We start from the raw sequence: 26,213 nt of genomic DNA, 5'->3' as shown, positions 1-26,213 counted from the left end.
GTTTGCGGCGCCGGGCAAAACCCGGCGCTGCGCGATCAAACTACGCGGCGGCCTTCGGCATCGACCACCACTTCGCCATCTTCCTTGGTGAACGGGCCGATCGCGGGGTTTTCCAGGATCTCGAGCACGAGCTCGGAGGGGCGGCACAGGCGGGTGCCTTTGGCAGTCACCACAAAGGGCCGGTTGAGCAGGATCGGGTGCGCCGCGATGGCGTCCAGCATGGCCTCCTCATCGACCGAAGGGTCCCCCAGTCCCACCGCGTCAAAGGGCGTGCCCTTCTGGCGCAGCGCCTCACGCAGCGTCAGGCCGGCATCGGCAACGAGTTGGCGGATCGTGGCGCGGTCGGGCGGGGTTTTGAGATATTCCACCACGTCCGGCTCGACGCCGCTTTGGCGGATCATGGCAAGGGTGTTGCGCGAGGTACCGCAATCGGGGTTGTGGTAGATGGTGACGCTCATATGGTTTCGGGCTCCTGCACGAGGATAACGCCGAATTGCGCTTCGACGCCCGTGCGCACGCGATCGCTGATCTCAGCGATAACGGCATAGGTTGCGCCGCCATGATTGACCACGACAAGGGCGTGCCGCTCGGACACGCCGGCGCCGCCAATGCGCAGGCCCTTGAACCCGCTCTGCTCGATCAGCCAGCCCGCCGATAGCTTGCTGCGGCCATCGGGCTGCGGATAAGCGGGCGCGCCGGGGTGCTCGGCGCGAATCCGCTCGACTGTCGTGGCATCAACCACCGGGTTATGAAAGAACGAGCCGGCATTGCCGGTTTTGGTCCAGTCGGGCAGCTTGGAGCGGCGCAGCTCGACCACCCGGTCCATGACCGCCTGGGGGCTGACCTCCGCCGGCAATTCCGACAATCCGGCATAGCGCAGATTGGGTGTCCAAGGACGGGGCAGGGCGAAGCGCACCGCCGCAACGATGAAGCGGTTGGGCTCGCGCTTGAACAGGCTTTGCCGGTAGCTGAACGCGCAATCCTCGAGGCCCAATTGCACGAAGCACTGCTCGTGCGTGTCATAGGCGGAAAGCGAGGCGAAACGGTCGGCGAGTTCGAGGCCATAGGCGCCGATATTTTGCACCGGAGCCGCGCCCACCGTGCCGGGAATAAGCGCCAGGTTCTCGAGCCCGGGCATGCCGTTGGCGACGGTGTAGCTGACAAAGTCGTGCCAGTTTTCCCCGGCGCCGGCTTCGATGATCGTTTGCTCGGGTGTGTCCTGCAGGATCTGGCGCCCCTTGATCGCCATCTGCGCCACGATCCCCTCAAAAACGGGGCGCAGCACGACATTGCTGCCCTGGCCTAGAATGCGGAGCGGCAGGTCCAGCCGCTCGGCCGCGTCCAGGAGCGCCGGGATGTCTTGGGGCGTGTTGATCGTCGTGCCAAAGCGCGCCTTGGCTGACAGGCCAAAGGTGTTGCAGTGCCGCAGGTCGAAGTCGGGAATCAATTGCATCGGCATACCCGCTAGCGGGCCTTGATGGTTTGAGCAAGGCTCCGCGTGGCAACGGAGGTGGCCCGCCGACTTGACCGAGGTCAAGGTTGCCCCGCCTTGGCCTTGCTAGTCTGGTGTGGTGGCCCTTTGAGCTGGCCCGCAACGGGAGTGGCAGATGAAGGATATTGTGGTTCAACTCACCGGGTCGCCCGAGGACGAGTTTCGCCTGACCACCGCCGAAACAATTGCCCGCAGCTTCGAGGCGCACCTGACGGGGCTTTTGGTGCATATGCGGCCCGAGATCTTTGCCGGGCCCGAAGCGTCACTGGGCTTGATGTTGCAGGAAATGATCAACGAGGCCGAGCGGCTCACGCGTGAGCGGCAGGCAGCACTCGAAGATCGTCTCGACAAGATGGGATTGCCCACCGAGCTGCGCGTGGTTTCGGGTTTTGCCGGGACGGTGGGCAGCCAAATGGCGGCCGAAGCGCGGACCGCCGACCTTTTCGTTGGCACCAGGCCCTACGGGGAAGGAGCGCAGGATCCCCAGATTGAGGAAGCCGTGTTGTTTGAATCGGGCACCGGCTGCTTGTGGCTGCCGCCGATGAAAGCTGCCGCGAGCCCGCTCGATATGGTGCTGGTGGCGTGGAAAGACACACGTGAATCATCGCGAGCGGTCAAGGATGCGCTGCCGCTGCTCAAACTGGCGGGGCGGGTCGTCGTCGCCATGGTCACCGATGAGCCGGGTGAAGCCAGCGGCGTGGTCGAGGGCGGCGATATTGCCCGCTATCTCAGCCGGCATGGTGTGGCGGTGGAGCTCCGGGAGATCGCCGGCTGGCGCAATGCCGCCGAAGCGATCCAGAACGAGGCGGAAAAGCTGCGCGCCCAACTGATTGTCGCCGGGGCCTATAGCCATTCGCGCATGCGCGAGCGCCTGCTGGGCGGCGTCACCCGGGTGCTGCTGAGTGAAGCGGTGATCCCGGTGTTCATGTCCCGCTAGGGGCAACTGGCAGCAAATCACGCCCGGGCCGCGCGCCCGCTTTCCCCCCAACTACCCTGGTGCTGATGTGTTGAACCAAGCCGAACTCGCCGCCCGGATCCGCCGCCCCGAACTGCTCGAGCGCATTTGCACGGCGCGCGAAGCGGCCGACCGGCTGGCGGATGGCATGCTGGTGGGCATGAGCGGATTCACGCGCGCCGGGGACGCCAAGGCTGTGCCGCTGGCCATGGCGGAACGGGCAGCGCTTGACCCGTTCAAGATCACCCTCATTACCGGGGCTTCGCTGGGCCATGACGTCGACCGGGTGTTGACCGAAGCGGGCGTTTTGGCGCGCCGCATGCCGTTTCAGGTGGATACGACGCTGCGCGCCGCCATCAACCGGGGCGAGGTGATGTTTATCGACCAGCACTTGAGCGAAACGGTGGAGCATCTGCGCTCGGGGCAACTTGGGGTGATGGACTACGCCATTGTGGAGGCGGCAGCGATCACCGAGACCGGGGGCATCGTGCCCAGCACCTCGGTGGGCAATTCGGCCAGTTTTGCCGTTCTCGCCAAAAAGATCATTGTCGAGATCAACCTCGCCCAGCCGCTGGCGCTGGAAGGGCTGCACGACATCTATTTCCCCTCCAAGCGCCCGACGCGCCTGCCCATTCCCATTGTTGCCGTCGACAGCCGGGTGGGCCTGCCTTATGTGCCGATCGATCCCGACAAGATCGTGGGGATTGTCTTGACTCATACTGCCGACAGCGCGTCCAACAATGAACGGCCCGATGCCGATACCAACGCCATCGCGGATAAGCTTATCGGCTTGCTGGAAAGCGAAGTGGCCGCCGGACGGCTTGATCTGTCATTGCAGCCGCTGCAGGCGGGGATCGGCACCATCGCCAATGCGGTGCTGGCGGGGCTGGGCGATGGGCCCTTCCATCATCTCAAGATGTATTCCGAGGTGCTGCAGGATTCCACCTTTGATCTGTTTGATACCGGCAAGCTGGTGTTTGCCTCGGCCTCGTCGATCACCCTGACGGCGGAATGTGCCGGGCGCGTCTTCACCAATCTTGACCGTTATCGCGATCGGCTGGTGCTGCGGCCCCAGGAAATGAGCAACCACCCCGAAGTGGTGCGGCGGCTCGGGATCATCGCGATCAACACCGCGCTCGAGTTCGACCTTTATGGCAATGTGAACTCCACCCATGTGAACGGCACCCAGATGATGAATGGCATTGGCGGCTCGGGGGATTTTGCGCGCAACGCTTATCTGTCGATCTTTGTGACGCGATCCATGGCCAAGGGCGGCACGATCTCTTCGGTGGTGCCGATGGTGAGCCATGTGGATCACAGCGAGCATGACGTCGATGTCGTCATCACCGAATGTGGCCTCGCCGATCTGCGAGACCTGGCGCCGCGCGAGCGGGCCCGCGCCATCATCGACAATTGCGTGCACCCCGACTACCGGGCGCAGCTCGAGGATTATTTCACGCGCGCCAGCGCCCGGGGCGGGCATACGCCCCATCTGCTGGAAGAAGCACTGTCCTGGCATCAGCGCCGCATGAGCACGGGCAGCATGCTCGCGGGCTGAGGGCTGGGGCCGCGGCGATAGCGGCCCCTTGTTTGTGCTTAGTTTAGCTCCAGCTGGGCGATGGTGGCGAGCATGCCATCGAGCAGGGTTGCGGCCACCGGATCAACGCCGGGCGGGTCCTGCATCACCCGGAAGGTGGTGGCAACCAGCGCGCCGCGCCCGATCCGGCGCTCGATGATGGTGGCCGCTGGCTTATGCACCCAGCCCACGACCAGCCCGGCATGCACGAGGCCATCATATTCCCAGTCGCGCATACCCCCGAGCACATGGCGGGGGACGACCCGGTCATAGGCGATGTCCAGCATGGGGCCGCCGGGCAAGGCCGCAAAGGCACCATTGCGCTTGATCCAGCTGAAATTGGCGATCCAGTCGCCGCGCCAGATCGTGCCCTGGCGCGGATGGAGCGCGATATTGGGCAGCTGGGTTTCAAAGCCCATATGCAGGCCCGGCTGTTCGTCCTCAACCGGCATGTTGGGCGGTTCGCGCCGGGGGGCATCGGCGCGCAGGTTCTTTTTTTCCTGCAGCTTGGGATGGGCTAGCACCAGATAACGCGCGCCAAAGCGCATTGCCTCGATGTCCTGGGCGTCGAGCATGGAAACAACGGTCACATCGGCATGGGCGGCCGATACGATGCTGTAGCCAAGGCCCTGCAGGAAAGCAGCAAGACTGCCGTCCCGAGTATGAAGGCGCAGCTCGCGCTGGGATTGGCGCGGGGTGAAGACCGAAAGGTCGACGCTGTTGCGCGCCAGTTCCTGCTCGCCAATGCGCAAGGCGAAAGACAGCGTCGCGATCCGGTTGCTGTCATAGCCCGGCAGTTGCAGCTCGGTTGGGGTGAGATCGATCACTTCCAGTGCGTCCGCCTGGGGGACGGGGATGGTGCCCGAGGGGCCATCGGCGAGCGACCAGTGGAGGATCGCGCCGGCCGGCAGGCGGGTGCCCCCGGTGGCGATGGAAAGGCCGAAGCTGAACTTTTCGCCGGCCCAGCCGGAATAATGGAGGATATTGGGCACGATCACGAGATCGGCGTTGATCTGGGGGAAGCGCTCGTGGAACACGCGCGGATTGCGCCGGATGTCGAGGAGCCCATTGGCTTCCCAATGCACATCGGTGATCTCGGTGATCACATAGCCCTGGATGGGCTGGCGGGCCCGCATCGCCTCGATCTGGTATTTGAGATTGTCGAACTGGTACCACTGCACCTTTTCGATAAAGGCATCGAAGCTGCCGAACACTTCATCGAGATGGTAGGCGGCGAAACGGTTCTGCAGGCCATGGGGATAGGCGGAGTTGTCGCCCCAGCCAAAGCCGGTTTCCATCCACCAGGGCTCCGACCCATCGGGGTTGGCGACCTCGGCAGGCCGGGGCAGTCCCCAGACGCCGAATTCCGAAACGATCAGCGGTTCCTTGCCCGTGCGTTCGGCATCGCCATGGGGCGAAAAGGTCCAGTCGGCCCCGGCTGCGAACTCTTCGGTCAGGCGCTCCCATTCGGTGCGACGCTCGGGCACGGAGCGATAATAATGGTAGTCATTGAGGTCGGTCTTGATGTGGAAATTGGGAATGCAAGGCGAGTTGTCGACCACAAGGCGGGTGGGGTCGAGCGCCTTGAGCCAATCAAAGGTTTCCTTGAGCCAGGCGCGGTGGTCGGCGTTTTCCACCAGCCGCGTGCCCCAGTCTTCGTTGATGATGGTCCAGCAGATGATGGAGGGGTGGTTGCCGTCGCGCTCGAGAATGCCCTTCATCGTCTGGCGCAGCCGCTCGGCCGAAGCCAGGGTCAGGGTCGCAACATTGGGGATTTCGGTCCAGATCAGCATGCCCATCCGGTCCGCCACTTCATAGTAGCGCGGGTCGGGCACCTTGATGTGGCAGCGCAGGAGATTGAGGCCCAACTCCTTGGATTTGCGGAAATGGTCCTCGATGAACTCGAGCGAAGGCGGGGTGCAGATGCCGTCGGGATAATAATCCTGGTCGAGCGCGCCGCGCATATACAGCGGCTCGCCATTGAGGAACAGCTTGCCGTCGCGCGACTCGATCTTGCGAAAACCAAAGCTGTGGCTGGTGCGGTCGCTGACGCCCACCGGGATGCTGAGCTCGACTTGCAGGCGGTAGAGATGGGGGTGCTCCGGCGACCAAAGCAGCGGGTCCGTGATGGCAAGGCTGAACTCGCTTTGCCCGGCCGTGGCGTCGCCCGTTGCGGTTGCGACTACGGTGCCATCGTTCGCCAGCACGGAAAGGGCGACTTGTGCCGGGGCGGACAGGGTTAGGCGGGCGAGCACCGCGCCGGTATCTGGATCAGGGGTGATGGCGCAGCCGGTGAGATGGGCGACCCCGCGCCGCTCCAGCGTGACTGACTGCCAGATGCCGCCCAAGGGGCCGTACCAGCTTTGCTTGCCGTGAGGGATTTCGGAAAACGGAAAGTCCGGGTAGTTGCGCCGATCGCCCGAGGGCAGGGTGACCGCGACCTCGAGCTGGTTCTCGCCCCTTGTGCCCGGCGGGAGCACGATCTCAAAGGGCAGGTAGCCGCCTTCATGGCTGCCTAGCGGCGTGCCATTGAGGCTGACTTCGGCGAAATAGCTCACGGCCCCAAAGCAGAGCACCAGCGTGCCGCCGTCCCAATCAGCGGGGACGGAAAAGCTCCGGCCATAAATGGCTCGCCCCGAGGCATAGCGCAGATCGGCGAACTCGGCCTGCCATGGGTTGGGCACATCAGCGGTGCGCGTTCGCCCGTCGCTCTCGTGCGTGAAGCTCCACTCACCATCAAGCGACAGAACTGCCCGCAGTCTTTCGCCCGCTTCAACCGCTGCTTGCGTCATGTTGTGCACTCCGGCCGGGCTGCGCTAATATCAGCTCGGGGTTTGATAATATTATTATCAGCTCTAGCGCTGGCGGAGTTCGCCGGCAAGAGGCTAAGCAAGCCGCACCATCGCACCCCTAGATTGGGTGCGGGGGAGCTTGAGGCAAGGAGAAGGCGATGGGCAAGCGCGCGACAATGACCGACATCGCCAATCACGCCGGGGTTTCGCAAGCCACCGTGTCGCTCGTGCTCAATGAGGTGGAGAATGCCCGGGTCGGGGCGGCCACCCGGCAGCGGGTGCTGGAAGCCGCCGATGCGCTCGGGTACCGCAAGACGCAGCGCCTGCACCGCTCACCAACCGGGGCCCGGGTGATCGGGCTGCTGATCGACGATGTGACGACGACCCCCTTTGATGCCCAGTTCATCGAAGGGGCGCGCGACGAGGCGGCGCTGCATGATTGCATCGTCGCGGTGTTTTGTACCCGGCGCGACGAGGCGCTGGAAGAAGCGGCACTTGATCTCTTGGCAGCGACGCAATTGCAGGGGGTGGTTTATGCAGCCCTGGTGACCCAGGGGGTGACCCCGCCCGAGCGGCTGAAAGCTATCCCGACCATTTTGTTGAACTGCCACGATGACGAGCGAAGGTTTCCTGCCGTGTTGCCGGGCGATGTGGCGGGCGCCTTTGCGGCCACCGAAGCCCTGCTCAAGGCCGGGCATCGCCGCATTGCGCATCTGGCGGGGGAAAGCTGGATGGAAGCGGCGCGGGACCGGGAGCTCGGCTATCGCCGGGCCCTGGCGAGCTGGGATGTGCCGGTGGACCCAGACCTCATCCTTGCGGGCGGATTTACCGTGACGGGCGGGCGCGATCTCACCGCGCAGCTATTGGCGCTGCCCGAGCCGCCCACTGCCTTGTTTTGCTTTAATGACCGGATGGCGGTGGGTGCTTGCGACGCTATCCGCAATCGCGGCCTTCGCGTGCCCGATGATCTTTCGGTGATGGGTTACGACGACGAGGATCTGGTGCGCTATCTGCAGCCGCCGCTTTCGAGCGTGGTGCTGCCCCATGACGAGATGGCGCGCTGGGCGGTTGGGGCCCTGTTTGATGCGGCCGTCATCAAGGCGGAGCGGCCGGTGCGCATGAAGATGGATTGCCCGCTGGCGTTGCGCCAGTCGATCGCTCCACCGCGCGCCTTGGCACGAGGTGATGTCGGCCCTAGCGTCGGTTCTTGAGGACGATGGCGATGATGATGAGCACAAAGGCTGAAAGGCGCAGCAGATAAAGCCAGCTGCGTTCTTCGGCCGGCAAGCCGGACAGCGCCAGCAGCGCCTGATTGGCCGCCAGCAGCCAGAACGCCGCTGCAAAGGCAGCAAACAGCAATTGGCGGGTGCGCGCCCAAAAACGCAGGAAAAACAGTCCGGAAACCACAAAGCCCATCGTGATCAGGCCGGAAACGAAGTCGAACATCGCCTACTCCGATTCCCAGACCAGACCGAAGATCAACACGCTGACCGCGGCCAGCGAAGCGGCATGCCGCCAAGCCCGCAGGTCGTATAGCGGGAAGATCAAGAGGTCAAACAGGACGATCACGCTGTTGAGGCTCAGAAACAGAAAGCAGATTCCGGCCCAGAACAGCAGGGGCGTGCGGCTGCGCCAGAACCCGCGCAACAGCAGCCAGGTGCAGGCGGTGCTGGCCAGCATGCACAGCACGTAAATGGCAACCGGAATAGCCTCGTTCACTTGGATGGCTTTCTGAGCAGGAACGCGTCGGAAAAGGATTGCAGTTTGGCGTTGGACCGACCAACGATTATTCGGCGAATATAGTTGGGGCGCGCGCGATAGTCGCGCTCGAGCCTTGCCACAAAGCCGGCAATGTCGGGCGAGGCTGCTGAAAAGCGCAGCTTGCCTGGCTCGAGTTGCACCACCAGCCCTGCCTCAACCAGGCCCCGCACCGATTGGGCCACGACAAGTTCGCTGCTGCGCAGCTCGGTCACGAGGCTTGTCGTCGTCCAGCTGCGCTCGGGCTGGGAATACAGCAGCAGCAAGAGCTCGAGCGACCAGACGGAGTCCAGACAGCTCTCGATCATCTCGACAAAGTCAGACTCAGATGGCGCGGGCGGGCTCATTGCACAGGGGTGTAGGAGCGGTCAACGCATGGATCAACCCTCACAGCGAGTTTCGTTTCGCTTTTAACAAATCCATGCCATCTGTTTGCGCTTGCGCTAGAAGGGTTTTGGCCGCCCGCAAGAGGCTGACTGGCCGCGATGAGGAGCACACGACCTTGACCATGACCGCCCCCACCCAACAGCTCGATCGCCGTCATATCCTCAACGCCCTGCGCGCCTTCCGGCGCGGCGATTTTTCGGTACGGCTCGATGGGGATTTCGAGGGCATCGACTTCGAGATCGCGCAAAGCTTCAACGAAATCGTCGAGCTCAACGAGGCGCTGACCGATGAATTTGCCCGGCTGGGGCGCGTTGTGGGCAAGGACGGCCGGATCGGCGAGCGGGCGCATGTGCGCAATGCCAGCGGCAGCTGGGAAGCCAGCGTGCGCTCGGTCAATGAATTGATCGAGGACATGGTCCAGCCCACCGCGGAAGTGGCGCGCGTGATCGGGGCGGTGGCCAAGGGCGATCTCAGCCAATCGATGATGGAAGAGATCGACGGGCGCCCGTTGCGCGGCGAATTCCTGCGCATCGGCAAGGTGGTCAACACCATGGTCGATCAGCTCAATAGCTTTGCCTCGGAAGTGACGCGCGTGGCGCGCGAAGTGGGCACCGAGGGCAAGCTCGGCGGTCAGGCGCAGGTCAAGGGCGTCGCCGGCACCTGGAAGGATCTGACCGACAATGTGAACTCCATGGCGGCCAACCTCACCAGCCAGGTGCGCAACATTGCCGAAGTGACCACGGCCGTCGCCAATGGGGATCTCAGCCGCAAGATCACCGTGGAGGTGAAGGGCGAGGTGCTCGAGCTCAAGAACACCATCAACACCATGGTGGATCAGCTCAACGCCTTTGCTTCGGAAGTGACGCGCGTGGCGCGCGAAGTGGGCACCGAAGGCAAGCTGGGGGGGCAGGCGCGGGTGGAAGGCGTCGGCGGCACCTGGAAGGACCTCACTGACAATGTGAACCTCATGGCCGAGAACCTCACCGGCCAGGTGCGCAACATTGCCGAAGTGACCACCGCCGTGGCCTCGGGCGATTTGTCCAAAAAGATTACCGTGGACGTGAAGGGCGAAATCCTCGAGCTCAAATCCACCATCAACACCATGGTGGACCAGCTCAATTCCTTTGCTTCGGAAGTGACCCGCGTGGCGCGTGAAGTGGGTACCGAAGGCAAGCTCGGCGGTCAGGCGCAGGTGCGCGGCGTTGGCGGCACCTGGAAGGATCTCACCGACAATGTGAATTTGATGGCGGCGAACCTGACCGGTCAGGTGCGCAATATCGCTGAGGTGACCACCGCCGTGGCCTCGGGTGACTTGTCCAAAAAGATCACCGTGGACGTGAAGGGGGAAATCCTCGAGCTCAAATCCACCATCAACACGATGGTGGACCAGCTCAATTCCTTCGCCGGGGAAGTGACGCGCGTGGCGCGCGAAGTGGGCACCGAAGGCAAGCTCGGCGGCCAGGCCGACGTGAAGGGCGTCGGCGGCACCTGGAAGGATCTGACCGACAATGTGAACCTGATGGCGGCGAACCTGACCGGTCAGGTGCGCAATATCGCCGAGGTGACCACCGCCGTGGCGCGCGGCGACCTCAGCAAAAAGATCACCGTGGATGTGAAGGGCGAAATCCTCGAGCTCAAGGACACCATCAATACCATGGTGGACCAGCTCAATTCCTTCGCCGGGGAAGTGACGCGCGTGGCGCGCGAAGTGGGTACCGAGGGTAAGCTCGGGGGCCAGGCCCATGTGGAGGGTGTGGCCGGCACCTGGAAGGACCTGACTGACAATGTGAACTCGATGGCGCAGAACCTGACTGGCCAGGTGCGCAACATCGCCGAGGTGACCACCGCCGTGGCTTCGGGTGACCTCAGCAAAAAGATCACGGTGGATGTGAAGGGGGAAATCCTCGAGCTCAAGAACACCATCAACACCATGGTGGACCAGCTCAATTCCTTTGCTTCGGAAGTGACGCGCGTGGCGCGCGAAGTGGGCACCGACGGCAAGCTCGGCGGTCAGGCGCAAGTGCGCGGCGTCGCCGGCACCTGGAAGGATCTGACCGACAATGTGAACGCCATGGCCGCCAACCTCACCGGCCAGGTGCGTAACATCGCCGAAGTCACCACCGCGGTGGCCTCGGGCGACCTCAGCAAGAAGATCACGGTGGCGGTGCGCGGGGAAATCCTCGAGCTCAAGGACACCATCAACACCATGGTGGACCAGCTCAATAGCTTTGCCTCGGAAGTGACCCGCGTGGCGCGCGAAGTGGGTACCGAAGGCAAGCTGGGCGGGCAGGCGCAGGTGCGCGGCGTCGGCGGCACTTGGAAGGATCTCACGGACAATGTGAACCTCATGGCCGCCAATCTGACGGGCCAAGTGCGCAATATCGCTGAGGTGACGACCGCCGTGGCCTCGGGCGATTTGTCCAAAAAGATCACCGTTGATGTGAAGGGGGAAATCCTCGAGCTCAAATCCACCATCAACACCATGGTGGACCAGCTCAACTCCTTTGCTGGCGAAGTGACGCGCGTGGCGCGTGAAGTGGGCACTGAGGGCAAGCTCGGGGGCCAGGCGCGGGTGGAAGGCGTGGCCGGCACCTGGAAAGACCTCACCGACAATGTGAACCTGATGGCGACCAACCTCACCAACCAGGTGCGCGGCATTGCCGAAGTGGTGACCGCGGTGGCCCAGGGTAACCTCAAGCGTAAGCTCGCGGTGGATGCCAAGGGCGAAATCGCCGCCCTTGCCGAAACCATCAACGGCATGATCGAAACCCTCGCGACCTTTGCCGACCAGGTGACCAATGTGGCGCGCGAAGTGGGTATCGAGGGCAAGCTCGGTGGCCAGGCGCGCGTGCCAGGCGCGGCGGGCCTCTGGCGCGATCTCACCGACAATGTGAACCAGCTGGCGGCGAACCTCACCACCCAGGTGCGCGCCATTGCCGAAGTGTCGACAGCCGTGACCAAGGGCGACCTGACGCGCTCCATTTCGGTGGAAGCCTCGGGCGAGGTCGCCGCGCTCAAGGACAACATCAACGAGATGATCCGCAATCTCAAGGATCAGACCCTCAAGAATGCCGAGCAGGATTGGCTCAAGACCAACCTGGCGCGCTTTTCGCGCATGCTGCAGGGCGAGCGCGACCTCTCGACCGTGTCGCGCCTCATCATGAGCGAGCTCGCGCCGCTCGTGAACGCGCAATATGGCGTCTTCTATGTCACGACGCGCGAAGACAGCGAAACCCGGCTGGAACTCGCCGCCAGCTATGGGGCGGAAAGCCATGCCCAGATCCGCAGCCAGGTGGCGCTGCGCGAGGGGCTGATCGGGCAAAGCGCCGCCGACCGGCGCGTCATCATGCTCGACAATGTGCCGCCCGATTTCCTCAAGATCAGCTCGGGCCTCGGCTCGGCCGATCCGGCCAATGTGATCATTCTACCGGCGCTGTTTGAAGAGGAAGTCAAGGCCGTGATCGAGCTCGCCTCGTTCAGCGAGTTCAACGACACCCATCAGAGCTTCCTCAACCAGTTGATGGAATCGGTGGGCATCGTGCTCAACACCATTGCGGCCACCATGCGCACCGAGGGGCTGCTCAAACAGTCCCAGTTGCTGACCGCCGAGCTGCAGTCGCGCCAGTCCGAACTCACGAAAAAGCAGGAAGAGCTGCACGCCACCAACGAGGAGCTGCAGGAAAAGGCACAACTGCTCGAAAACGAGAAAAAGCAGGTCGAGAACAAGAATCTCGAAATCGAAATGGCCCGCCGGGCGCTCGAGGAAAAGGCCGAACAGCTGGCGCTGACCTCCAAATACAAGTCCGAGTTCCTGGCCAATATGTCCCACGAGCTGCGCACGCCGCTCAATTCGCTGCTGATCCTGTCCAAGCTCCTCGCCTCCAACCAGCAGGGGAACCTGAACGACAAGCAGGTGGAATTCGCCCGCACCATCAATGCGGCGGGCACGGACCTGCTCAACCTCATCAACGACATTCTCGATCTCTCCAAGATCGAGTCCGGCACAGTTTCCATCGATATCGGTCATGTGAAGCTGACCCAGCTGCGCCAGCATATGGAGCGCACCTTCCGCCAGCTCGCCACCGACAAGGGGCTGAACTTTGCCATCGACATCGATCCGGCGCTGCCCGAAACCATGCGCACCGACGAAAAGCGGCTGCAGCAGGTGGTGCTGAACCTCCTATCGAACGCCTTCAAGTTCACCGCACAAGGGCAGGTCAAACTCCGCTTCGGCCTCGAAGCGGTGGATGCGCACGGCCAAGGCGGGAGTCGCATGCTCGCTGTCGCCGTCAGCGATACCGGCATCGGCATTCCCGAGGAAAAGCAGAAGCTGATCTTTGAAGCCTTCCAGCAGGCCGATGGCACGACCAGCCGCAAATATGGCGGCACTGGGCTTGGGCTCTCGATTAGCCGCGAGATCGCCAATCTCCTGGGGGGCGAACTCAAGGTGCAGAGCACGCCCGGCCAGGGCTCGACTTTCACCCTTGTCGTGCCCCTTGATGGCCCCGAAACGCTGGGCCTGCAGCATAGCCCCGCTGCGGTCGAGCCCAGTCCCGCGAGCCCAGCCAGCCCGGGGGAGGCGCCCGATGGCGACGATCGCAACACGATCCAGCCCGGCGACAAGGTGATCCTGATCGTCGAGGACGACCCGACCTTTGGCCGGGTGCTGCTGGATGTCGCCCGTTCCGCCGGGCTCAAGGGCGTACTGTCCAATGCCGGCTCGGGCACGTTGTCATTGGCACGCAAGACCATGCCCGACGCGATCACGCTTGATCTTGGGCTCAGCGACATCGACGGTTGGGTGCTGTTTGACCTGTTGCAGCATGATCCCAAGACCGCATCGATCCCGATCCACGTGATTTCGGGCGCCGAGCATGCGGCGGAGCTGACCGCCAAGGGCGCGGCCAGCGTGATGCTCAAGCCGGTTGATCCGCAGCAGCTGACGGCCGTGTTCGAGGCCATCAGCAGCAATCCGGATCGCAATCATCGCCGTGTGCTCGTGGTAGACGCCGACGCCGAGCGGCGCCTGGCCACCACCGAGGCGATCCGTGACGGGTTGACCGCCGTCACCGCCGTGGCGCTGCTGCCCGCCAATAGCGATGAGGCGGCGCTGGATGGTTATGATCACGTCGTGGTTGCGATTGGCCGCTCCGCCAAGGACGACCAGGCCGCCCTTGGGCGGCTTGGCAGTCACGGGAGCGCAGTTCTGGGCAAGACGGTGATCTTTGGCGCCAATGCCGAAGCGCTGCTGGGCTCGGCCGCAAACAGCGCCCTTGCCAGCCTGCCGCGCGCCGAAAGCCTGTCCCAGCTGACCGAGCTCGTCGCGCGCCAGCCAGCGTCCGGCCCGGGCGAAAGCGATCGCGCTGCCACCCAGGATCTGGTGGGCACCAAAGTGCTGATCATCGACGATGACATCCGCAACATTTATTCGCTCACCAGCATGCTCGAAACCTGCGGCATCGAGGTGCTGCATGCCGAAAGCGGGCGCGAGGGCATCGCGATCCTCGAGCAAAATCCCGATACCCATATTGCCCTGGTCGACATCATGATGCCCGAAATGGATGGCTACGAAACCATGCGCACGATCCGGGGCCGCCTGGCTCTGGCGCATATTCCGCTGATCTCGGTCACCGCCAAGGCGATGAAAGGGGACCGGCAGAAATGCCTCGATGCAGGAGCGTCCGATTACATTGCCAAGCCGGTGGATCTTGATTTGTTGCTGGCCCTGTTGCGGGTCTGGGTCGCGCGTTCGCGGGAACGGAGCGCGGCATTGGGCATGACTGCGACGCGCGCATGACCGCGGGTTTGACCGAGCTGAGCGGAATGGAACTGGGCCGCCCTGGCGACGGCCTGGCCGGGGCGGCGCCGCGTCCGCGCGTGCTGGTGGTGGATGATGATCCGCGCAATCTCCTGGCGCTGAGCGAAGTGCTCCAGGATGTGGCCGAAATCGTCACCGCGTCCTCGGGCACCGAAGCGCTGCGATTCCTGCTCAAGGAGCAGTTCGCGGTGATCCTGCTCGATGTGCTGATGCCCGGGATCGATGGCTATGAAACGGCCAAGCTCGTGCGCATGCGCGAGCAGTCGCGCGACATCCCGATCATCTTCCTGACCGCGATCAACAAGGAAGATGCCCATCTGATGCGCGGCTATGACAGTGGCGCGGTGGATTTCGTGTTCAAGCCGTTCGACCCCACCATCCTGCGCTCCAAGGTGCAGATCTTTGTCAGCCTGTTTGAAAAAACCCGCGAGATCGAGCGTAATGCCGAGCGCGAGCAGGTGCTGCTGCACGAGGCGCTGCGCGCCCAGACCGAAAAGCTGCGCACGGACCAGGCGCTGCGCGAGGCCGAAGAGCGCCAGGCCCTGCTGCTGCGCTCCCTGCCGCTTGCGGTTTATCAGGTCGAGGCCGGGGCCGGGGCGCCCAGCTTTATTGCCGGCGATATCGAGAGCCTGACCGGTTTTTCCCCCGAGGCCTTTGCCGAGGACGCAAGGCTTTGGCTCGGGCGCATCCACCCCGACGATCGCGACGGGGGCACTGGCGCGGCAGGCGAGGCCTTCAAGCCGGGCGAGTATCGCTGGCAGCATCGCGATGGCTCTTATCGCGTGTTCGTGGATCAAAGGGTGCCGGTTTCCGGACGGGATGGCATTCATGTCGGGACGCTGCGCGACATCACCGAACAGCGCCGGCTCCAGGACCAATTGCTGCAATCGCAAAAGCTCGATGCGATCGGCAAGCTGACCGGCGGGATCGCGCACGACTTCAACAATCTTCTCGCTTCCGTGCTGAGCGGGATTGGCCTCCTTGAGCGGCGCAGCGAACTTGATGAACGCGGTCGCAAGGTTTTGGGCATGATGCGCCATGCCGCCCAGCAAGGCGCGCATCTGGTTAATCGCATGCTGACCTTTTCGCGCCGGCAGAACCTGCAGCCCGAGGTGATCCGGATCGAGGCGGTGGCGCAGGCGCTTGATGGCCTGCTGGCGCCGGTGCTGGGCGGGCTCGTGACGCTGAGCTGGGAGCTCGAGGCTGCGCTTTGGCCCGCCTTTGTGGACGGGGGCGAACTTGAGCTGGCGCTGATGAATCTCGTGATCAATGCGCGCGATGCCATGCCGACGGGCGGCACGGTGACCATCACTTGCGTCAACCGGCACCTGCCGGTTGACAGAGGGGACCTCAAGGCCGGCGATTATGTCGTGCTGTCGGTCGCCGATACCGGCACCGGCATTCCGCCCGAACTGCTGGAGCGGGTGCTCGAGCCTTTCTTCACCACCAAAGATGCGGGCAAGGGCACAGGCCTGGGCTTAAGCTCCGTGCTGGGCTTTGCCCAGCAGTCGGGGGGAACGCTGCTCACTTCGAGCGTAGTGGGGGCGGGCACGGTTATGGAGGTCTGGTTGCCGCGCTGCGCCGAGATCGCCCCCAGCCTGATCTCGGACGCGATCAGCGAGCCGGAGCTGGCTGTCACCGCCGGGCAAACGATTTTGCTGGTCGATGACGCGGTGGGTTTGCGCGATCTTACCCAGATGCATCTGAGCGATGCCGGTTATGCGGTCACTTGCGCGGCGAGCGGCACCGAGGCGCTGGAGTTGATCCGGGGCGGGGCGGACCGCTTCGACGTCATTGTCACCGATTATGCCATGCCCAACATGTCCGGACTTGACCTGATCACAGCCGCGCGGGCGCAGCGGCCGCTATGGCCCGCCGTCATCATCAGCGGCTACGCCGATCTGGAAGACGTCGCTCGCCGGCCATCCGATGTTCCGCTGCTGGCCAAGCCCTTTACCCGGGCCGCATTGCTGCAAGCGGTCCGCAATGTCGCCGTCCAGCGCTCGACGCACTAGCGGCGCTTCAAAACAAGGCGGTCGGCGTCAGCCGGCTGCGTCGCGGATGGCGGCGGCGATTTCCGCGGTTGTTTGCCTGGTGAGTTCCTTGGGCAGCTCCAGCATGATGCTGGCCGAAACGGTCTTGTGCATGGTTTGGCGCAGCTGACCCAGGGTCTGCGGATCGGCAGCGAGCACGAGATGCTCGAACTTGTTGGCCTGCTTCATTGTGTAAAGGGCTTCGGCCAGTTGCTTGGCGAAGGTCGCCTCGTCGGTCTGGCGGGGCGTTTGCTCCTCGGGGCGGACCCCGGACGGGCCTTCGCGGTCAAGGTTCTGCGGCGTGAGGCGCTGTTCTTCGGTCAGGCTCAGATTTGCCCTGATCCCATGGGTGCGCAGCAGCACGGCCTGGTGCCCATCAGCGACCACCACCAGCGTGCGCTGGGGAATGTAAATGATATCGGACATGATTGATTTCCTGGGTCCCCGCGGGCGGGCGATTTGCAGGCAAACGAAGCGGTTGGGCGCGATGTTCCCGGTTTTGCCCGCATGGGCTTAACGAGGTCGTAAACCCCACGCGCATTCGCTCCGCAAACCGCTGCGCCAGGACGCGCCGGAATTGATAAGCGTCAAAACCTTGCTGCGGGAATGGGGCATGGTGCGGGCCACCGCCCGGCGCAAAGCCGGTCGGCGCGACCAGGAGCGCCAAGGCCATGGCTCAATGGGAGACCGACCTCACCACCCGCACCGGCTTTACCTTTCATGTCCGGCCTGTTCGGGGGGATGACGCGGCGGCGCTGCAGGAATTCTTCGGGCATGTCTCGCCCGAGGATCTGCGCTTCCGGTTCCTCAGCACGGTCAAGAAGGTGGGTCAGGATCGCCTCCGGGCCATGACCGAGGTCGACCATCAACGCACTGAAAATTTCGTCGCCATCGACCCCGAGACGGACGCGGTGATCGCGACGGCCATGCTGGCCTGCGATCCCGCCATGGCAGTGGGGGAAGTCGCCATCTCCATCCGGCAGGACTTCAAGAGCCGCGGCGTGAGCTGGGAGCTGCTCGGCTATGTGAGCCGCTTTGCCCAGGCCAGGGGCGTTGGGCGGCTCGAGTCCATCGAGGACCGCTCCAATCTGTCGGCCATCAGTCTCGAAAAGGAGATGGGTTTCACCTCCCGGGCCTGCCCGGGCGATCCCACAGTGGTTGTGCTGGAAAAGCAATTGCGCCCCCTGGCCGGGGCGCTCGATGCGCATCAATCCTAAGGCGAAAAGGGCTGCAAAATGATCAAGAACATCGTGGTTCATCTCACCGGTTCAGACCAGGACCAAGCGCGCCTGGGAGTAGCCGAATCCATCGGCAACCGCTTCGATGCCCATCTGACGGGGCTTTACGTGCATATCCTGCCCGAAACCTCTGATCTCGACCCCATCGTGATGGCCGGGATGGAACCCTGGTTCGAGCAGTCCGCTGCGCGCGCCGATGAAAGCTTCAAAAAGCTCAAAACCCGGTTTGACGATTTGGGCATCCCCCATGATGTGCGCCGGCTCGATGTGTCGTCGGGCGCTGCGGGGCAGGCCATGGCTGCGCGCGCCCGCGTCGCCGACCTTTTTGTGGCAGCCCGGCCCGAGGAGGATCCGGCCGAGGACGTGAACATGGAAGTGTCCGTGTTGTTCGGCTCGGGGCGGGCGTGCTTGTTCGTGCCCCAGAATGGCCGGCACACCAATGGCTTCAATACGGTGACGGTCGCCTGGGATGGCAGCCGCGAGGCGGTGCGCGCCATTACCGAAGCCATGCCCTTTCTCGAGCAGGCCAGCCAGGTGATCATCGTCTCGCTGCGCCAGGATGAGGACGCCCTGTCCGCTGGTGATCTTGCCCGCCATTTGCGGCGCCACGGCATCTCGGCCGAGGTCAGGACGCTCGACACCGACACCGAGGGCTCAGGGGAAGCCTTGCTCGACGAGGTCGGGCGCACCGGGGCCAATCTGCTGGTGATGGGCGGCTATGGCCATTCCAAATTCATGGACTGGGTGCTGGGCGGGGCCACCCGCTATGTGCTGACCCATGCCGATATTCCGGTGCTGATGGCCCGTTAGCGCCATGCCTGCCTAGACGGTTGTGCCCCAAGGGCCTGGTGGTGCACTGAGGCGCTCCGGCCCGCCCTCCCCCAGCGGGGAGGGGGGCGGGAGCTATGCGATCACTGGATCTGCTGGAGTGCGGGCAGGTTCAGCACTTTGATGTAGTGGGTGCTGGGCACGCTGACGATCCCGGCATCCTTGAACCGCCGCAGGACCCGCGAAACCGTTTCGGGGCTGATGCCAAGGTAAGCGGCGATGTCGAGCCGGTGCATGGGAAGCGCCAGAAGATTGTTGCCGTTGCGCTCGACGAGGTCGCAAAAGAACGCCGCCAGGCGCGCATCGGCCGTTCCCAGCGAAACGATCAACAATTGTTCGCGCAGGCGGGTGAGGCTGGGCAGGAGCTGCTTGTGGCGCCATTCGGCGGCATTGGGGTCCTTGGTGGGCCCGAACACCCGAATACCGGTGGTTCCTGCCGATTCAGCGGAGAAACAGTGTTCGCTTTCGCTTTCCCAGCCAAACACTTCGTTGGGAAAAAAGAACCCGCCGACCTGGCGATTGCCGCCATAGGTCACGCGGGCCAGGAGGACGCACCCGAACTGTACCGAGTACAGGGACCCCGAAGGGTCCCCTTGCCGGTAGATCTTCATGCCATTGCTGTAGATGGAGATAGGTGCCTCGGCACTGGAGGTCTTAACATGTTGGCTCATGCCTGGCTCCTAAGGGTTCATTGCGCTGCTGATCGGGAGGGTCGTCAGTCTGGGGCAGCAAGATGCATGGCATGGCTCCTTAGGCTGCGACCGGATTGTCTTGCTGGCGAGCGCGCATGATTGCCTCGTGCAGCTTTTTCTCCTGGTCGGGCGAAAGCGAGCTTTTCAGGATCGTGCCATTGAACTTGGACAGCTCGGCGATAACCTTTTCCGGTTGCGCCTTGCGCACCAGGATGAACAAGGCCGAGGTGCCGGGGGTCAGCTTTTCCGCCACGGAGCGGACAAAGCTATCATCCAGCCCATAATCGACGAGCGACCCCGAAATGGCGCCAGTGGCAGCGCCAAGCAGCCCGCCTATGGCCAGGCCGGCGAGCGGATTGAGGAACAACAGGCCAACAAGGGTGCCCCAGGCGATGCCCGAAAGCCCACCATAGGCGGCGCCCGCGCCGGCCACATTGTAACTCTGCTTAAGATTGATCTTGCCGTCGTGGCGGCGGATCACCACCACGGCATCGTCGAGATCAATCAGGTACTCCTTTTGGAGTTGATTGAGTTCGTGGAGCACGCGGTCGGCTTCATTCACGTCGTCAAACGATATCGCTATTAGGTCACTCACCTTGCCATCTCCTTGAAAATCAAGTGTGTCCGCCGGTACGTGAACTGAGAAGCTTCACCGCCGTCCTGACAAAAATCAAAATACGTCGAGGCAATATTTAGTTCCGTTGCCAGAGTACTTGGACTTTGATTCATAGAAGAACTGCGATCGTGGCAATTTAGATTGTGTGACAGTCTTGAAATATACGCGAGCAAATAGTGGAATAAGTCTCTAAGTTTATTGGTCCGGCTTGTCTTCTTTGTGCCGGAACAATTCCGCAATCTTGACGAATGTCAATAAGCTGTTCGATGTGCTCCCTATGATCGCCCGCTATCAGGAGCGTCCTCCCGGATGCATGCCCAACTGCGGAGTTGAAAATGCGATCGGTACTCGTTCTTGGCGGGGACGGCTTTTGCGGCTGGCCCACAGCCTTGCACCTTTCGGCCCGCGGCTACCGGGTTGGCATCATCGACAATCTGTCGCGCCGCCACATCGATGACGAAATGGGCGCGGGCAGCCTCAGCCCGATCACCTCCATCCGGGAGCGGCTCGACATCTGGCGGGATATATCGGGCCAGCAGATCGACTACTTCTTTATCGACGTCGCCCGCGACTTCCACAGCCTGCGCGACGCCATCGAGATATTTGCGCCCGATACCGTCGTCCACTTTGCTGAACAACGCTCCGCCCCTTACTCGATGACCAATTCAAGTCACAAGCGCTATACGATGGAGAACAATATTGGTGGCACGAACAACTTGCTGACGGCCATTGTTGATCTTGCCAAGTCTATTCACGTTGTCCATCTGGGGACGACCGGCGTTTATGGTTATGCCAGCGCCGGGGTCGAAATCCCCGAAGGCTATCTCGATGTCCTGATCAAGGCCCACGACAATGATTTTGTGAAGCGCTCGATCCTGTTCCCCACCAGTCCCGGCTCGGTCTATCACCTGACCAAGTCGATGGATCAGCTGATCTTTCAATACTACGCCCACAATGATCGCCTGCCGATCACCGATCTGCACCAGGGCATTGTTTGGGGCACGCAGACCGAGGAAACCCGCCAGCACGACGGGCTCGTGAACCGCTTCGATTATGATGGCGATTACGGCACGGTGCTCAATCGCTTCCTGATGCAGGCCGTGGTGGGCCATGCCCTGACCGTGCATGGCACCGGAGGGCAGACGCGCGCCTTTATCAACATCCAGGACACGGTGCGCTGCGTCCAGCTCGCCATCGACAATCCGCCCCAGCCCGGCGATCGGGTCAAGATCTTCAATCAGGTTGCCGAAACCAAGCGGGTGCGGGATTTGGCCGAGATGATCGCCGCCATGACCGGCGCGCGCATCGCCTATGTCGACAATCCCCGCAATGAAGACGCCGAAAACGATCTGCTCATGTCCAATGCGGCTTTCCGATCTTTAGGGCTCGATCCGATCCTGCTGCGTGAACAGCTGTTCGGCGAAACCATGGAAATCGTGGAGCGCTTCAAGTCGCGCTACAACCCCAAAATGGTGGCGGCCCGCTCCTTGTGGACCCGAAACCATCGCCCCGGCCTTGTGAAAGAGTGAGTTTGAGCCATGCGTGATGCCCTCCGCCTCGTCATGTTCGCCGTGATCATCTTTGGGGTAACGACACTGTCCGTGTTGTTCAGCGACCCCGGCTTTGCCGCCAATCTCACCGAGCGCCTCGGCTTCTCGGAAGGAGGCGAGGCAGCACCCATCCAACTTGCGCAGGCTGACAGCCCGCCGGCCGGGGCTCCCCCAGCCCAGGGCCAAGCGGCGGCCCCTGCGGCGGCGGCGCAAGCCGAAGCGGCTCCAGCCGCTACCGGTCGACAACAGGCAGCTCCGGCCCGCTTGACCGCGGGCGAGGCAGTCGTGCGCATTCCTCGGGCACAGCCCGGCATCTGGATGGGCCTGGCGGGTTTCCCCGCCCACGCTACCCTACGTTTCCCCTTGCCCGAAGGCGTCAACATTGTTGAGGGCCAGGTGCAGCTGGACCTGCAAAGCGAACTGGTCGAGCAGGGCGATGGACTATTGACCGTCCTTGTTAATGGCACCGAACGCGATGCCATCGTGCTCATGCGCGGCACGACCACGCTGCAGCTGACCTATCCCTTGCTTCCAGCGGACCTGGCGGCGGGAGAAATCCTTGTCACCCTTGATGCCAATGGCACCACCAACTGGGGCCAGATCTGTCCCACCAATGCCGCCAATCTGGGTGCTGCCATCGCGGTGCTCGAAAGCAGTGGGCTGGCCCTGCAGCTCGATGCGCCCCGCAGCGATGTGGAAACCAGGATCGCGCTCGCCTCCGAGCCGATCGGATTGTGGGCGCCCGACCAGCCGGCAATGCAGGCCTGGGCCACGCAGTGGTTGTCGCGCCAGGGTGTTCCGGCCCAAGCGCGCCCCCTGGACCAGAACGGATCTTTTTCGCTCGTGGCTGAGGCCGCCGAGCCCCTGAGCATGAACGACGCCGGTCAAATCACGCTTGCCGGAACGGAGGCCCTCGACATGGTCGCACGGATCAAGGGGGCTACATTGCCCGCCAGTTACGAGGCCCAGTGGCCGCTGCCCATCAATGCGCTGACCCCCGATCTGGCGGCGCATACCTTCCGCGGCTCGAGCCGCTGGCTGCTCGACTACAAGCTTGCCGATCTGCCCGATGGGCTCGCGCCAGCACGCCTCCATCTAGCGCTCAAGACCAGTCAGCTGGTGGAGCCAAACCAGTGGTCGCTGCGGGTGCTGCTCAATGGCAACCTCGTTCATGCCGCCAATCATCCCGGCACCGATGGCGCCATCACCCTCGATGTGCCACTGCCCGCCCAGTTCCAGTTCCTGTCCAACCAGCTGGCGATCGTCCTGGTCGACAATTCCCCCAACCAGGGCATCTGCCGGGCCGGTCCCGAAGCTGCCGCGCAATTGCTGCCCGAAAGCTATCTCGATCCCGTCCAGACCCCCGAAGGGGCCAAGCAGGTCCTCGTGTCCGCGCTGGCCGGCTCGGGCGGAGTCTTTGTTGCCGGTCCCGCCAGCGCCGACCAGGGCGCGACATTGCAGACCCAGCGCCTGCTTGACCTGATCCTGCCCCTCGATGTGCCGGCCTCGTTCCTCGAGGAAAAGCCGGTCAGCATCCAGATGCTGGACGAGCCCGCGCTCCAGGCGCTGCGCGACAACGATGCTTCCCAGGGCTTTCTTGTTGTTGCCCATGAAGGCCAGGACCCTGATGGCGTTGCCGTCTGGCCCTTGGACGAGTGGCGCGACCGCGGGACTGCCGATCCTGTTCAACCCGGTGCGCTGTTTGTATCATGGTAGAAACACCCCAACGCCAGGCACTCCAGCATCGGCTGCAGCCGGATCAATACAGATCCCACGACTCGGCGCCGCCGCTGCTGTCCCGCCCCGTAGCCAGCACCAGTGCCCCACAGGTGCTGGCGCTGGCTACGCTGATCTCGTTCGTGCTGCTGATCCTGGTCGAACGGCAACCGGCACTCCGGGCGATATTCCCGGACGGCGACCTTTATTTCTCGCAATATGACGGCAATTATGCCGTGCCGCTGCGCATCTTCGTGTTGAGCTTCTATCTGGCCTTCGCCACCACGATCCAGGCGCCAGGCTGGGCGCGGCTGCTGTTTGGCTTGGAGCTGGTGCTGCCTTTTGCCCTGTTCTGTGCCACGCTCGATCTTTGCAATGGCGTGTTGTTGGCGCTGACCGGCGTGAGCCTGCCCCTGCAGGCGATCAGCATCATCACCGGTCTCGCGGGCTTTTACATATTTTCGCTCACCATGCTGTCCTGCGCCGATATGCCCGAGCGCGACGATGCTCGGCTCAACTTGCGGTTCAAGCTGGGCTCTCTGCTGACCCTTGCCAGCACCATCGTGATTTCGGCGGCGGTGTCCGTCTGGGTGATGCGGCTTGATCTGCCCATTGTTTACCGGCTGCGCGAGATGTCGCTGCTGGGGGGCGTCGCCGTCGGCCTGTTCATGTTCGTGCCGCTGATTTTCTTTCTTCTTAACATCCTGGCTGCGTTTCAGAACCTGTTCCGGGGCCGCAAGAATTTTGCCCCCGACATAACCCTGCTCATTCCGGCCCACAACGAAAGCCACAACATCGCCGCCGCTATTGCGGCGGCCGATATTGCGGCAGGCAATTATGCCGGCGCCGTGACGCTGATCGTTGTGGACAACAACTCCAGCGACGATACGCCGGCGGCGGCCGAGGCAGCCTTTGCGCGCTGCGAGCATGTGACGGGGCAGTTGCTGCGTGAGCCCACGCCGGGCAAGTCGCGTGCCTTGAACCGGGGCCTTGCGGCGGTGCAAACCGAGTTCTTTGCCCGCCTCGATGCCGATACGCTGCTCCATCCGCAGCTGCTGGCGGATTGTCTCGCGCACTTCGCCCATCCCTATGTCGGCTGTGTCGGTGGCATGCCCATGCCGCCAGGTGGCGGAGCCTTTGATGGGCCGCGCCAGATCGAGGTGTTGCTCAAGTCGGGCTATGATCAGGTCGCCTTCGGCGCTGCGGACGTGATCATCGGCATTCCCGGTATGTTCGCCTGCTACCGCACCGCGGTTGTGCGGGAGGTTGGCGGGTTCGCCAATGGCTTGAACGGCGAGGATACCGACGCCGCGCTGCGGATCGGGGAAGCCGGGTATCGGCTGATCGTTGATCCACAGCTGCGGTTCATCTCCGAGGTGCCACGCAGCTTTGCGCATCTGCGCGAACAGCGGCAGCGCTGGTATCGCTCGCTTTATCATGTGGCGGCCCGGAACCGCCAATTGCTGGCAGGTTTTACCCCCTCGGTGCGTGGCAAGATCGTGCTGCCCTTCATGCTGATGAATACGGGGCGGCGCGCCATGGGCTGGCCGCTGCTGTTTTTCGCGATCAACTTCCTGCTGCTTCATGCCGATCCCAGAAGCACGGCCAGCGCCACCTCGCTGCTGGCCATTCTGATGGGCGCCCCATTGCTCAACGCAGTTATCGCCATTCTCGTCAATCTTCGCCCTGGCGACTTGCTGCAGCTGCCCGCCTATATCGCCTTCCGCATGCTGCGCTATTATTTCACCCTGGAAGCGGTGCTTTCGATGACCTTCGAGCGCTACACCGCGCGCGCGGGGGTGCTGTCGCCAGCGCGCGAGCGGGCGCGGCTCGCCAATGAAAGGCGGATCGGCACTGCCCCCGCAATGGCGCACCGGACCATTGGGGCGACCAGCTAAGGCTCAGCTCGCCCCTGGCGCGAGGGTTCAGGCCACAGGGGCCAGGACCACCATCCCGATCAGTATCCGAAAAAAAGGGGGGCTTCGCCCCCCCAAAACGTTTCCAGCCCGCCGCTTATTGTCGGGGGGCCGGAGCCTGGCGCGGCGCTGCGGGCTGGCGTGAGCGCAGCATATACCAGGCGACCGCCAGCAGGGCGCAGGCATAAACGATCAGCAGGATGGAAACGATGTTGATCAGTTGAAGAGCGCTTTGCGATGGCATCGCCAGCAGCACGATCCCGACGCCTAGATGAGCCAGCGCCGTGAACACCGATGGCCAGAACCGATCCACTGTGCTGCGATATTTGTAAACGATGTAGAGTTCCACCAGCCCGGCGCAAAGGCCGAGAAGACCCACCACGGTGATGATGAATTTGGGCGTCACTTCCGGGCTGACATATTGGCTGCTGAAGATCAGGATGCCGGCCAGGATCTCGAGCACATTGCGCACCACATCGTTGAATTGCAGGTTGATGGTGGGGGTACGGAAAATGTCGGCCAGCAGCCCAAGCATGCCGTCCGCCACCAGCAGCATCGCGGAAATCACCACGAGAAGCCGAAGGGCCCCTTCGGGGTCATTGAGGCCATAAATCCCGGCTGCCAGCATGATTGCACTGCGGGCAAGCAGGACATAGGCGCCATAGCGTTTGTGCTCTGTGGATTGATCACTCATTTCGAGCTCCTCGCGAGCAATGATGCTGGGCAATGGCCCGAGCAAGGCGACCCGGTGCCTGCTGGGGCCGGCGAGGGCCGAAAGGGCTGAGACTGCCGATAACCTCGGCCGCTCGGGGGTTGGCGGGGGACGCCGCCAACCCGATAAACTGC

The 26,213-nt window shown here is 63.2% G+C and carries 20 protein-coding genes; 10 read left to right on the top strand and 10 right to left on the bottom strand.

The window, feature by feature from the left end:
* Nucleotides 1-35 precede the first annotated feature (35 nt).
* Complete coding sequence (arsC, locus tag ELX51_RS17110; RefSeq protein ID WP_127754626.1) at nt 36-458, bottom strand: arsenate reductase (glutaredoxin); 423 nt, start codon at nt 456-458, stop codon at nt 36-38.
* Nucleotides 455-1,453: a UDP-N-acetylmuramate dehydrogenase gene (gene murB, locus ELX51_RS17105; protein ID WP_206524654.1), complete on the bottom strand. Its 999-nt coding sequence runs from the start codon at nt 1,451-1,453 to the stop codon at nt 455-457. The genes arsC and murB overlap by 4 nt, the downstream gene beginning before the upstream one ends.
* 154 nt (nt 1,454-1,607) lie before the next feature.
* Between murB and ELX51_RS17100 the strand changes: the two genes are divergently transcribed.
* Together ELX51_RS17100 and ELX51_RS17095 are read left to right on the top strand one after the other, a co-directional pair.
* Nucleotides 1,608-2,429: a universal stress protein gene (locus ELX51_RS17100; RefSeq protein ID WP_127754624.1), complete on the top strand. Its 822-nt coding sequence runs from the start codon at nt 1,608-1,610 to the stop codon at nt 2,427-2,429.
* A 70-nt stretch (nt 2,430-2,499) separates the two neighbouring features.
* On the top strand, nt 2,500-4,005 hold the full coding sequence (locus ELX51_RS17095; RefSeq protein WP_127754623.1) for an acetyl-CoA hydrolase/transferase family protein: 1,506 nt from the start codon (nt 2,500-2,502) through the stop codon (nt 4,003-4,005).
* 38 nt (nt 4,006-4,043) lie between these two features.
* Here the strand turns inward: ELX51_RS17095 and ELX51_RS17090 are convergent, their stop codons facing one another.
* Nucleotides 4,044-6,815 carry a glycoside hydrolase family 2 TIM barrel-domain containing protein gene (locus ELX51_RS17090; RefSeq protein ID WP_127754622.1) on the bottom strand — a complete coding sequence of 924 codons (2,772 nt, stop codon included), beginning with the start codon at nt 6,813-6,815 and terminating at the stop codon, nt 4,044-4,046.
* A gap of 158 nt (nt 6,816-6,973) precedes the next feature.
* Between ELX51_RS17090 and ELX51_RS17085 the strand changes: the two genes are divergently transcribed.
* On the top strand, nt 6,974-8,026 hold the full coding sequence (locus ELX51_RS17085) for a LacI family DNA-binding transcriptional regulator (protein WP_127754621.1): 1,053 nt from the start codon (nt 6,974-6,976) through the stop codon (nt 8,024-8,026).
* Here ELX51_RS17085 and ELX51_RS17080 read toward each other — a convergent pair.
* From ELX51_RS17080 to ELX51_RS17070, 3 genes are read right to left on the bottom strand one after another with little or no spacing between them, the layout of a single operon-like run.
* The gene (locus ELX51_RS17080; RefSeq protein WP_127754620.1) at nt 8,010-8,261 is read right to left on the bottom strand and encodes a DUF5985 family protein; all 252 of its coding nucleotides are present in this window, start codon (nt 8,259-8,261) and stop codon (nt 8,010-8,012) included. The genes ELX51_RS17085 and ELX51_RS17080 overlap by 17 nt on opposite strands.
* Before the next feature lie 3 nt (nt 8,262-8,264).
* On the bottom strand, nt 8,265-8,534 hold the full coding sequence (locus ELX51_RS17075) for a DUF5985 family protein (protein ID WP_248305167.1): 270 nt from the start codon (nt 8,532-8,534) through the stop codon (nt 8,265-8,267).
* Nucleotides 8,531-8,881 (bottom strand): hypothetical protein, encoded by a 351-nt coding sequence (locus tag ELX51_RS17070; RefSeq protein WP_127754619.1) that lies wholly within the window; start codon nt 8,879-8,881, stop codon nt 8,531-8,533. The genes ELX51_RS17075 and ELX51_RS17070 overlap by 4 nt, the downstream gene beginning before the upstream one ends.
* Nucleotides 8,882-9,081: 200 nt before the next feature.
* On the opposite strand from ELX51_RS17070, the gene ELX51_RS17065 reads away from it, so the two are divergent.
* Together ELX51_RS17065 and ELX51_RS17060 are read left to right on the top strand one after the other, a co-directional pair.
* The gene (locus ELX51_RS17065) at nt 9,082-14,757 is read left to right on the top strand and encodes a HAMP domain-containing protein (RefSeq protein ID WP_127755357.1); all 5,676 of its coding nucleotides are present in this window, start codon (nt 9,082-9,084) and stop codon (nt 14,755-14,757) included.
* Complete coding sequence (locus ELX51_RS17060) at nt 14,754-16,793, top strand: response regulator (protein WP_248305166.1); 2,040 nt, start codon at nt 14,754-14,756, stop codon at nt 16,791-16,793. The genes ELX51_RS17065 and ELX51_RS17060 overlap by 4 nt, the downstream gene beginning before the upstream one ends.
* A 27-nt stretch (nt 16,794-16,820) precedes the next feature.
* Here ELX51_RS17060 and ELX51_RS17055 read toward each other — a convergent pair whose 3' ends face one another.
* Nucleotides 16,821-17,237 carry a host attachment family protein gene (locus ELX51_RS17055; protein ID WP_348983124.1) on the bottom strand — a complete coding sequence of 139 codons (417 nt, stop codon included), beginning with the start codon at nt 17,235-17,237 and terminating at the stop codon, nt 16,821-16,823.
* Between the two features lie 245 nt (nt 17,238-17,482).
* On the opposite strand from ELX51_RS17055, the gene ELX51_RS17050 reads away from it, so the two are divergent.
* Entirely contained in the window at nt 17,483-18,028 is a 546-nt protein-coding gene (locus ELX51_RS17050) for a GNAT family N-acetyltransferase (RefSeq protein ID WP_127754618.1), read from the top strand.
* Nucleotides 18,029-18,046: 18 nt separating this feature from the next.
* On the top strand, nt 18,047-18,859 hold the full coding sequence (locus ELX51_RS17045) for a universal stress protein (protein ID WP_127754617.1): 813 nt from the start codon (nt 18,047-18,049) through the stop codon (nt 18,857-18,859).
* Between the two features lie 101 nt (nt 18,860-18,960).
* On the opposite strand, the gene ELX51_RS17040 is transcribed toward ELX51_RS17045, so the two are convergent.
* Both ELX51_RS17040 and ELX51_RS17035 read right to left on the bottom strand, forming a co-directional pair.
* Nucleotides 18,961-19,548, bottom strand: coding sequence for a helix-turn-helix domain-containing protein (locus ELX51_RS17040; RefSeq protein WP_127754616.1), 588 nt, complete (start codon nt 19,546-19,548; stop codon nt 18,961-18,963).
* Between the two features lie 79 nt (nt 19,549-19,627).
* Nucleotides 19,628-20,164: a DUF1269 domain-containing protein gene (locus tag ELX51_RS17035; protein WP_127754615.1), complete on the bottom strand. Its 537-nt coding sequence runs from the start codon at nt 20,162-20,164 to the stop codon at nt 19,628-19,630.
* Between the two features lie 356 nt (nt 20,165-20,520).
* On the opposite strand from ELX51_RS17035, the gene ELX51_RS17030 reads away from it, so the two are divergent.
* Genes ELX51_RS17030 through ELX51_RS17020 form a run of 3 tightly spaced genes read left to right on the top strand, consistent with a single transcriptional unit; the run spans nt 20,521 to nt 25,349 of the window.
* Entirely contained in the window at nt 20,521-21,714 is a 1,194-nt protein-coding gene (locus ELX51_RS17030; RefSeq protein WP_127754614.1) for an NAD-dependent epimerase/dehydratase family protein, read from the top strand.
* A 9-nt stretch (nt 21,715-21,723) separates the two neighbouring features.
* Nucleotides 21,724-23,451, top strand: coding sequence for a cellulose biosynthesis cyclic di-GMP-binding regulatory protein BcsB (locus ELX51_RS17025; RefSeq protein ID WP_127754613.1), 1,728 nt, complete (start codon nt 21,724-21,726; stop codon nt 23,449-23,451).
* Nucleotides 23,445-25,349, top strand: a complete 1,905-nt coding sequence (locus ELX51_RS17020; protein WP_127754612.1) for a glycosyltransferase family 2 protein — start codon at nt 23,445-23,447, stop codon at nt 25,347-25,349. Before ELX51_RS17025 ends, ELX51_RS17020 begins: the two co-directional genes overlap by 7 nt.
* Nucleotides 25,350-25,464: 115 nt before the next feature.
* On the opposite strand, the gene ELX51_RS17015 is transcribed toward ELX51_RS17020, so the two are convergent.
* The gene (locus tag ELX51_RS17015; protein ID WP_127754611.1) at nt 25,465-26,061 is read right to left on the bottom strand and encodes a DUF308 domain-containing protein; all 597 of its coding nucleotides are present in this window, start codon (nt 26,059-26,061) and stop codon (nt 25,465-25,467) included.
* Nucleotides 26,062-26,213 lie beyond the last annotated feature (152 nt).

The sequence above is a fragment of the Devosia sp. 1566 genome (assembly GCF_004005995.1).
In the GTDB taxonomy this organism is placed as follows: domain Bacteria; phylum Pseudomonadota; class Alphaproteobacteria; order Rhizobiales; family Devosiaceae; genus Devosia.
This window is presented reverse-complemented; position numbering and strand designations above follow the sequence as displayed.

What these genes read in the sequence shown, in the direction of transcription:
- arsC (WP_127754626.1), bottom strand. Translation starts at nt 458, where the DNA reads ATGAGCGTCACCATCTACCACAACCCCGATTGCGGTACCTCGCGCAAC.
- murB (WP_206524654.1), bottom strand. Translation starts at nt 1,453, where the DNA reads ATGCAATTGATTCCCGACTTCGACCTGCGGCACTGCAACACCTTTGGC.
- ELX51_RS17100 (WP_127754624.1), top strand. Translation starts at nt 1,608, where the DNA reads ATGAAGGATATTGTGGTTCAACTCACCGGGTCGCCCGAGGACGAGTTT.
- ELX51_RS17090 (WP_127754622.1), bottom strand. Translation starts at nt 6,815, where the DNA reads ATGACGCAAGCAGCGGTTGAAGCGGGCGAAAGACTGCGGGCAGTTCTG.
- ELX51_RS17085 (WP_127754621.1), top strand. Translation starts at nt 6,974, where the DNA reads ATGGGCAAGCGCGCGACAATGACCGACATCGCCAATCACGCCGGGGTT.
- ELX51_RS17080 (WP_127754620.1), bottom strand. Translation starts at nt 8,261, where the DNA reads ATGTTCGACTTCGTTTCCGGCCTGATCACGATGGGCTTTGTGGTTTCC.
- ELX51_RS17070 (WP_127754619.1), bottom strand. Translation starts at nt 8,881, where the DNA reads ATGATCGAGAGCTGTCTGGACTCCGTCTGGTCGCTCGAGCTCTTGCTG.
- ELX51_RS17065 (WP_127755357.1), top strand. Translation starts at nt 9,082, where the DNA reads ATGACCGCCCCCACCCAACAGCTCGATCGCCGTCATATCCTCAACGCC.
- ELX51_RS17060 (WP_248305166.1), top strand. Translation starts at nt 14,754, where the DNA reads ATGACCGCGGGTTTGACCGAGCTGAGCGGAATGGAACTGGGCCGCCCT.
- ELX51_RS17055 (WP_348983124.1), bottom strand. Translation starts at nt 17,237, where the DNA reads ATGTCCGATATCATTTACATTCCCCAGCGCACGCTGGTGGTGGTCGCT.
- ELX51_RS17050 (WP_127754618.1), top strand. Translation starts at nt 17,483, where the DNA reads ATGGCTCAATGGGAGACCGACCTCACCACCCGCACCGGCTTTACCTTT.
- ELX51_RS17045 (WP_127754617.1), top strand. Translation starts at nt 18,047, where the DNA reads ATGATCAAGAACATCGTGGTTCATCTCACCGGTTCAGACCAGGACCAA.
- ELX51_RS17040 (WP_127754616.1), bottom strand. Translation starts at nt 19,548, where the DNA reads ATGAGCCAACATGTTAAGACCTCCAGTGCCGAGGCACCTATCTCCATC.
- ELX51_RS17030 (WP_127754614.1), top strand. Translation starts at nt 20,521, where the DNA reads ATGCGATCGGTACTCGTTCTTGGCGGGGACGGCTTTTGCGGCTGGCCC.
- ELX51_RS17025 (WP_127754613.1), top strand. Translation starts at nt 21,724, where the DNA reads ATGCGTGATGCCCTCCGCCTCGTCATGTTCGCCGTGATCATCTTTGGG.
- ELX51_RS17020 (WP_127754612.1), top strand. Translation starts at nt 23,445, where the DNA reads ATGGTAGAAACACCCCAACGCCAGGCACTCCAGCATCGGCTGCAGCCG.
- ELX51_RS17015 (WP_127754611.1), bottom strand. Translation starts at nt 26,061, where the DNA reads ATGAGTGATCAATCCACAGAGCACAAACGCTATGGCGCCTATGTCCTG.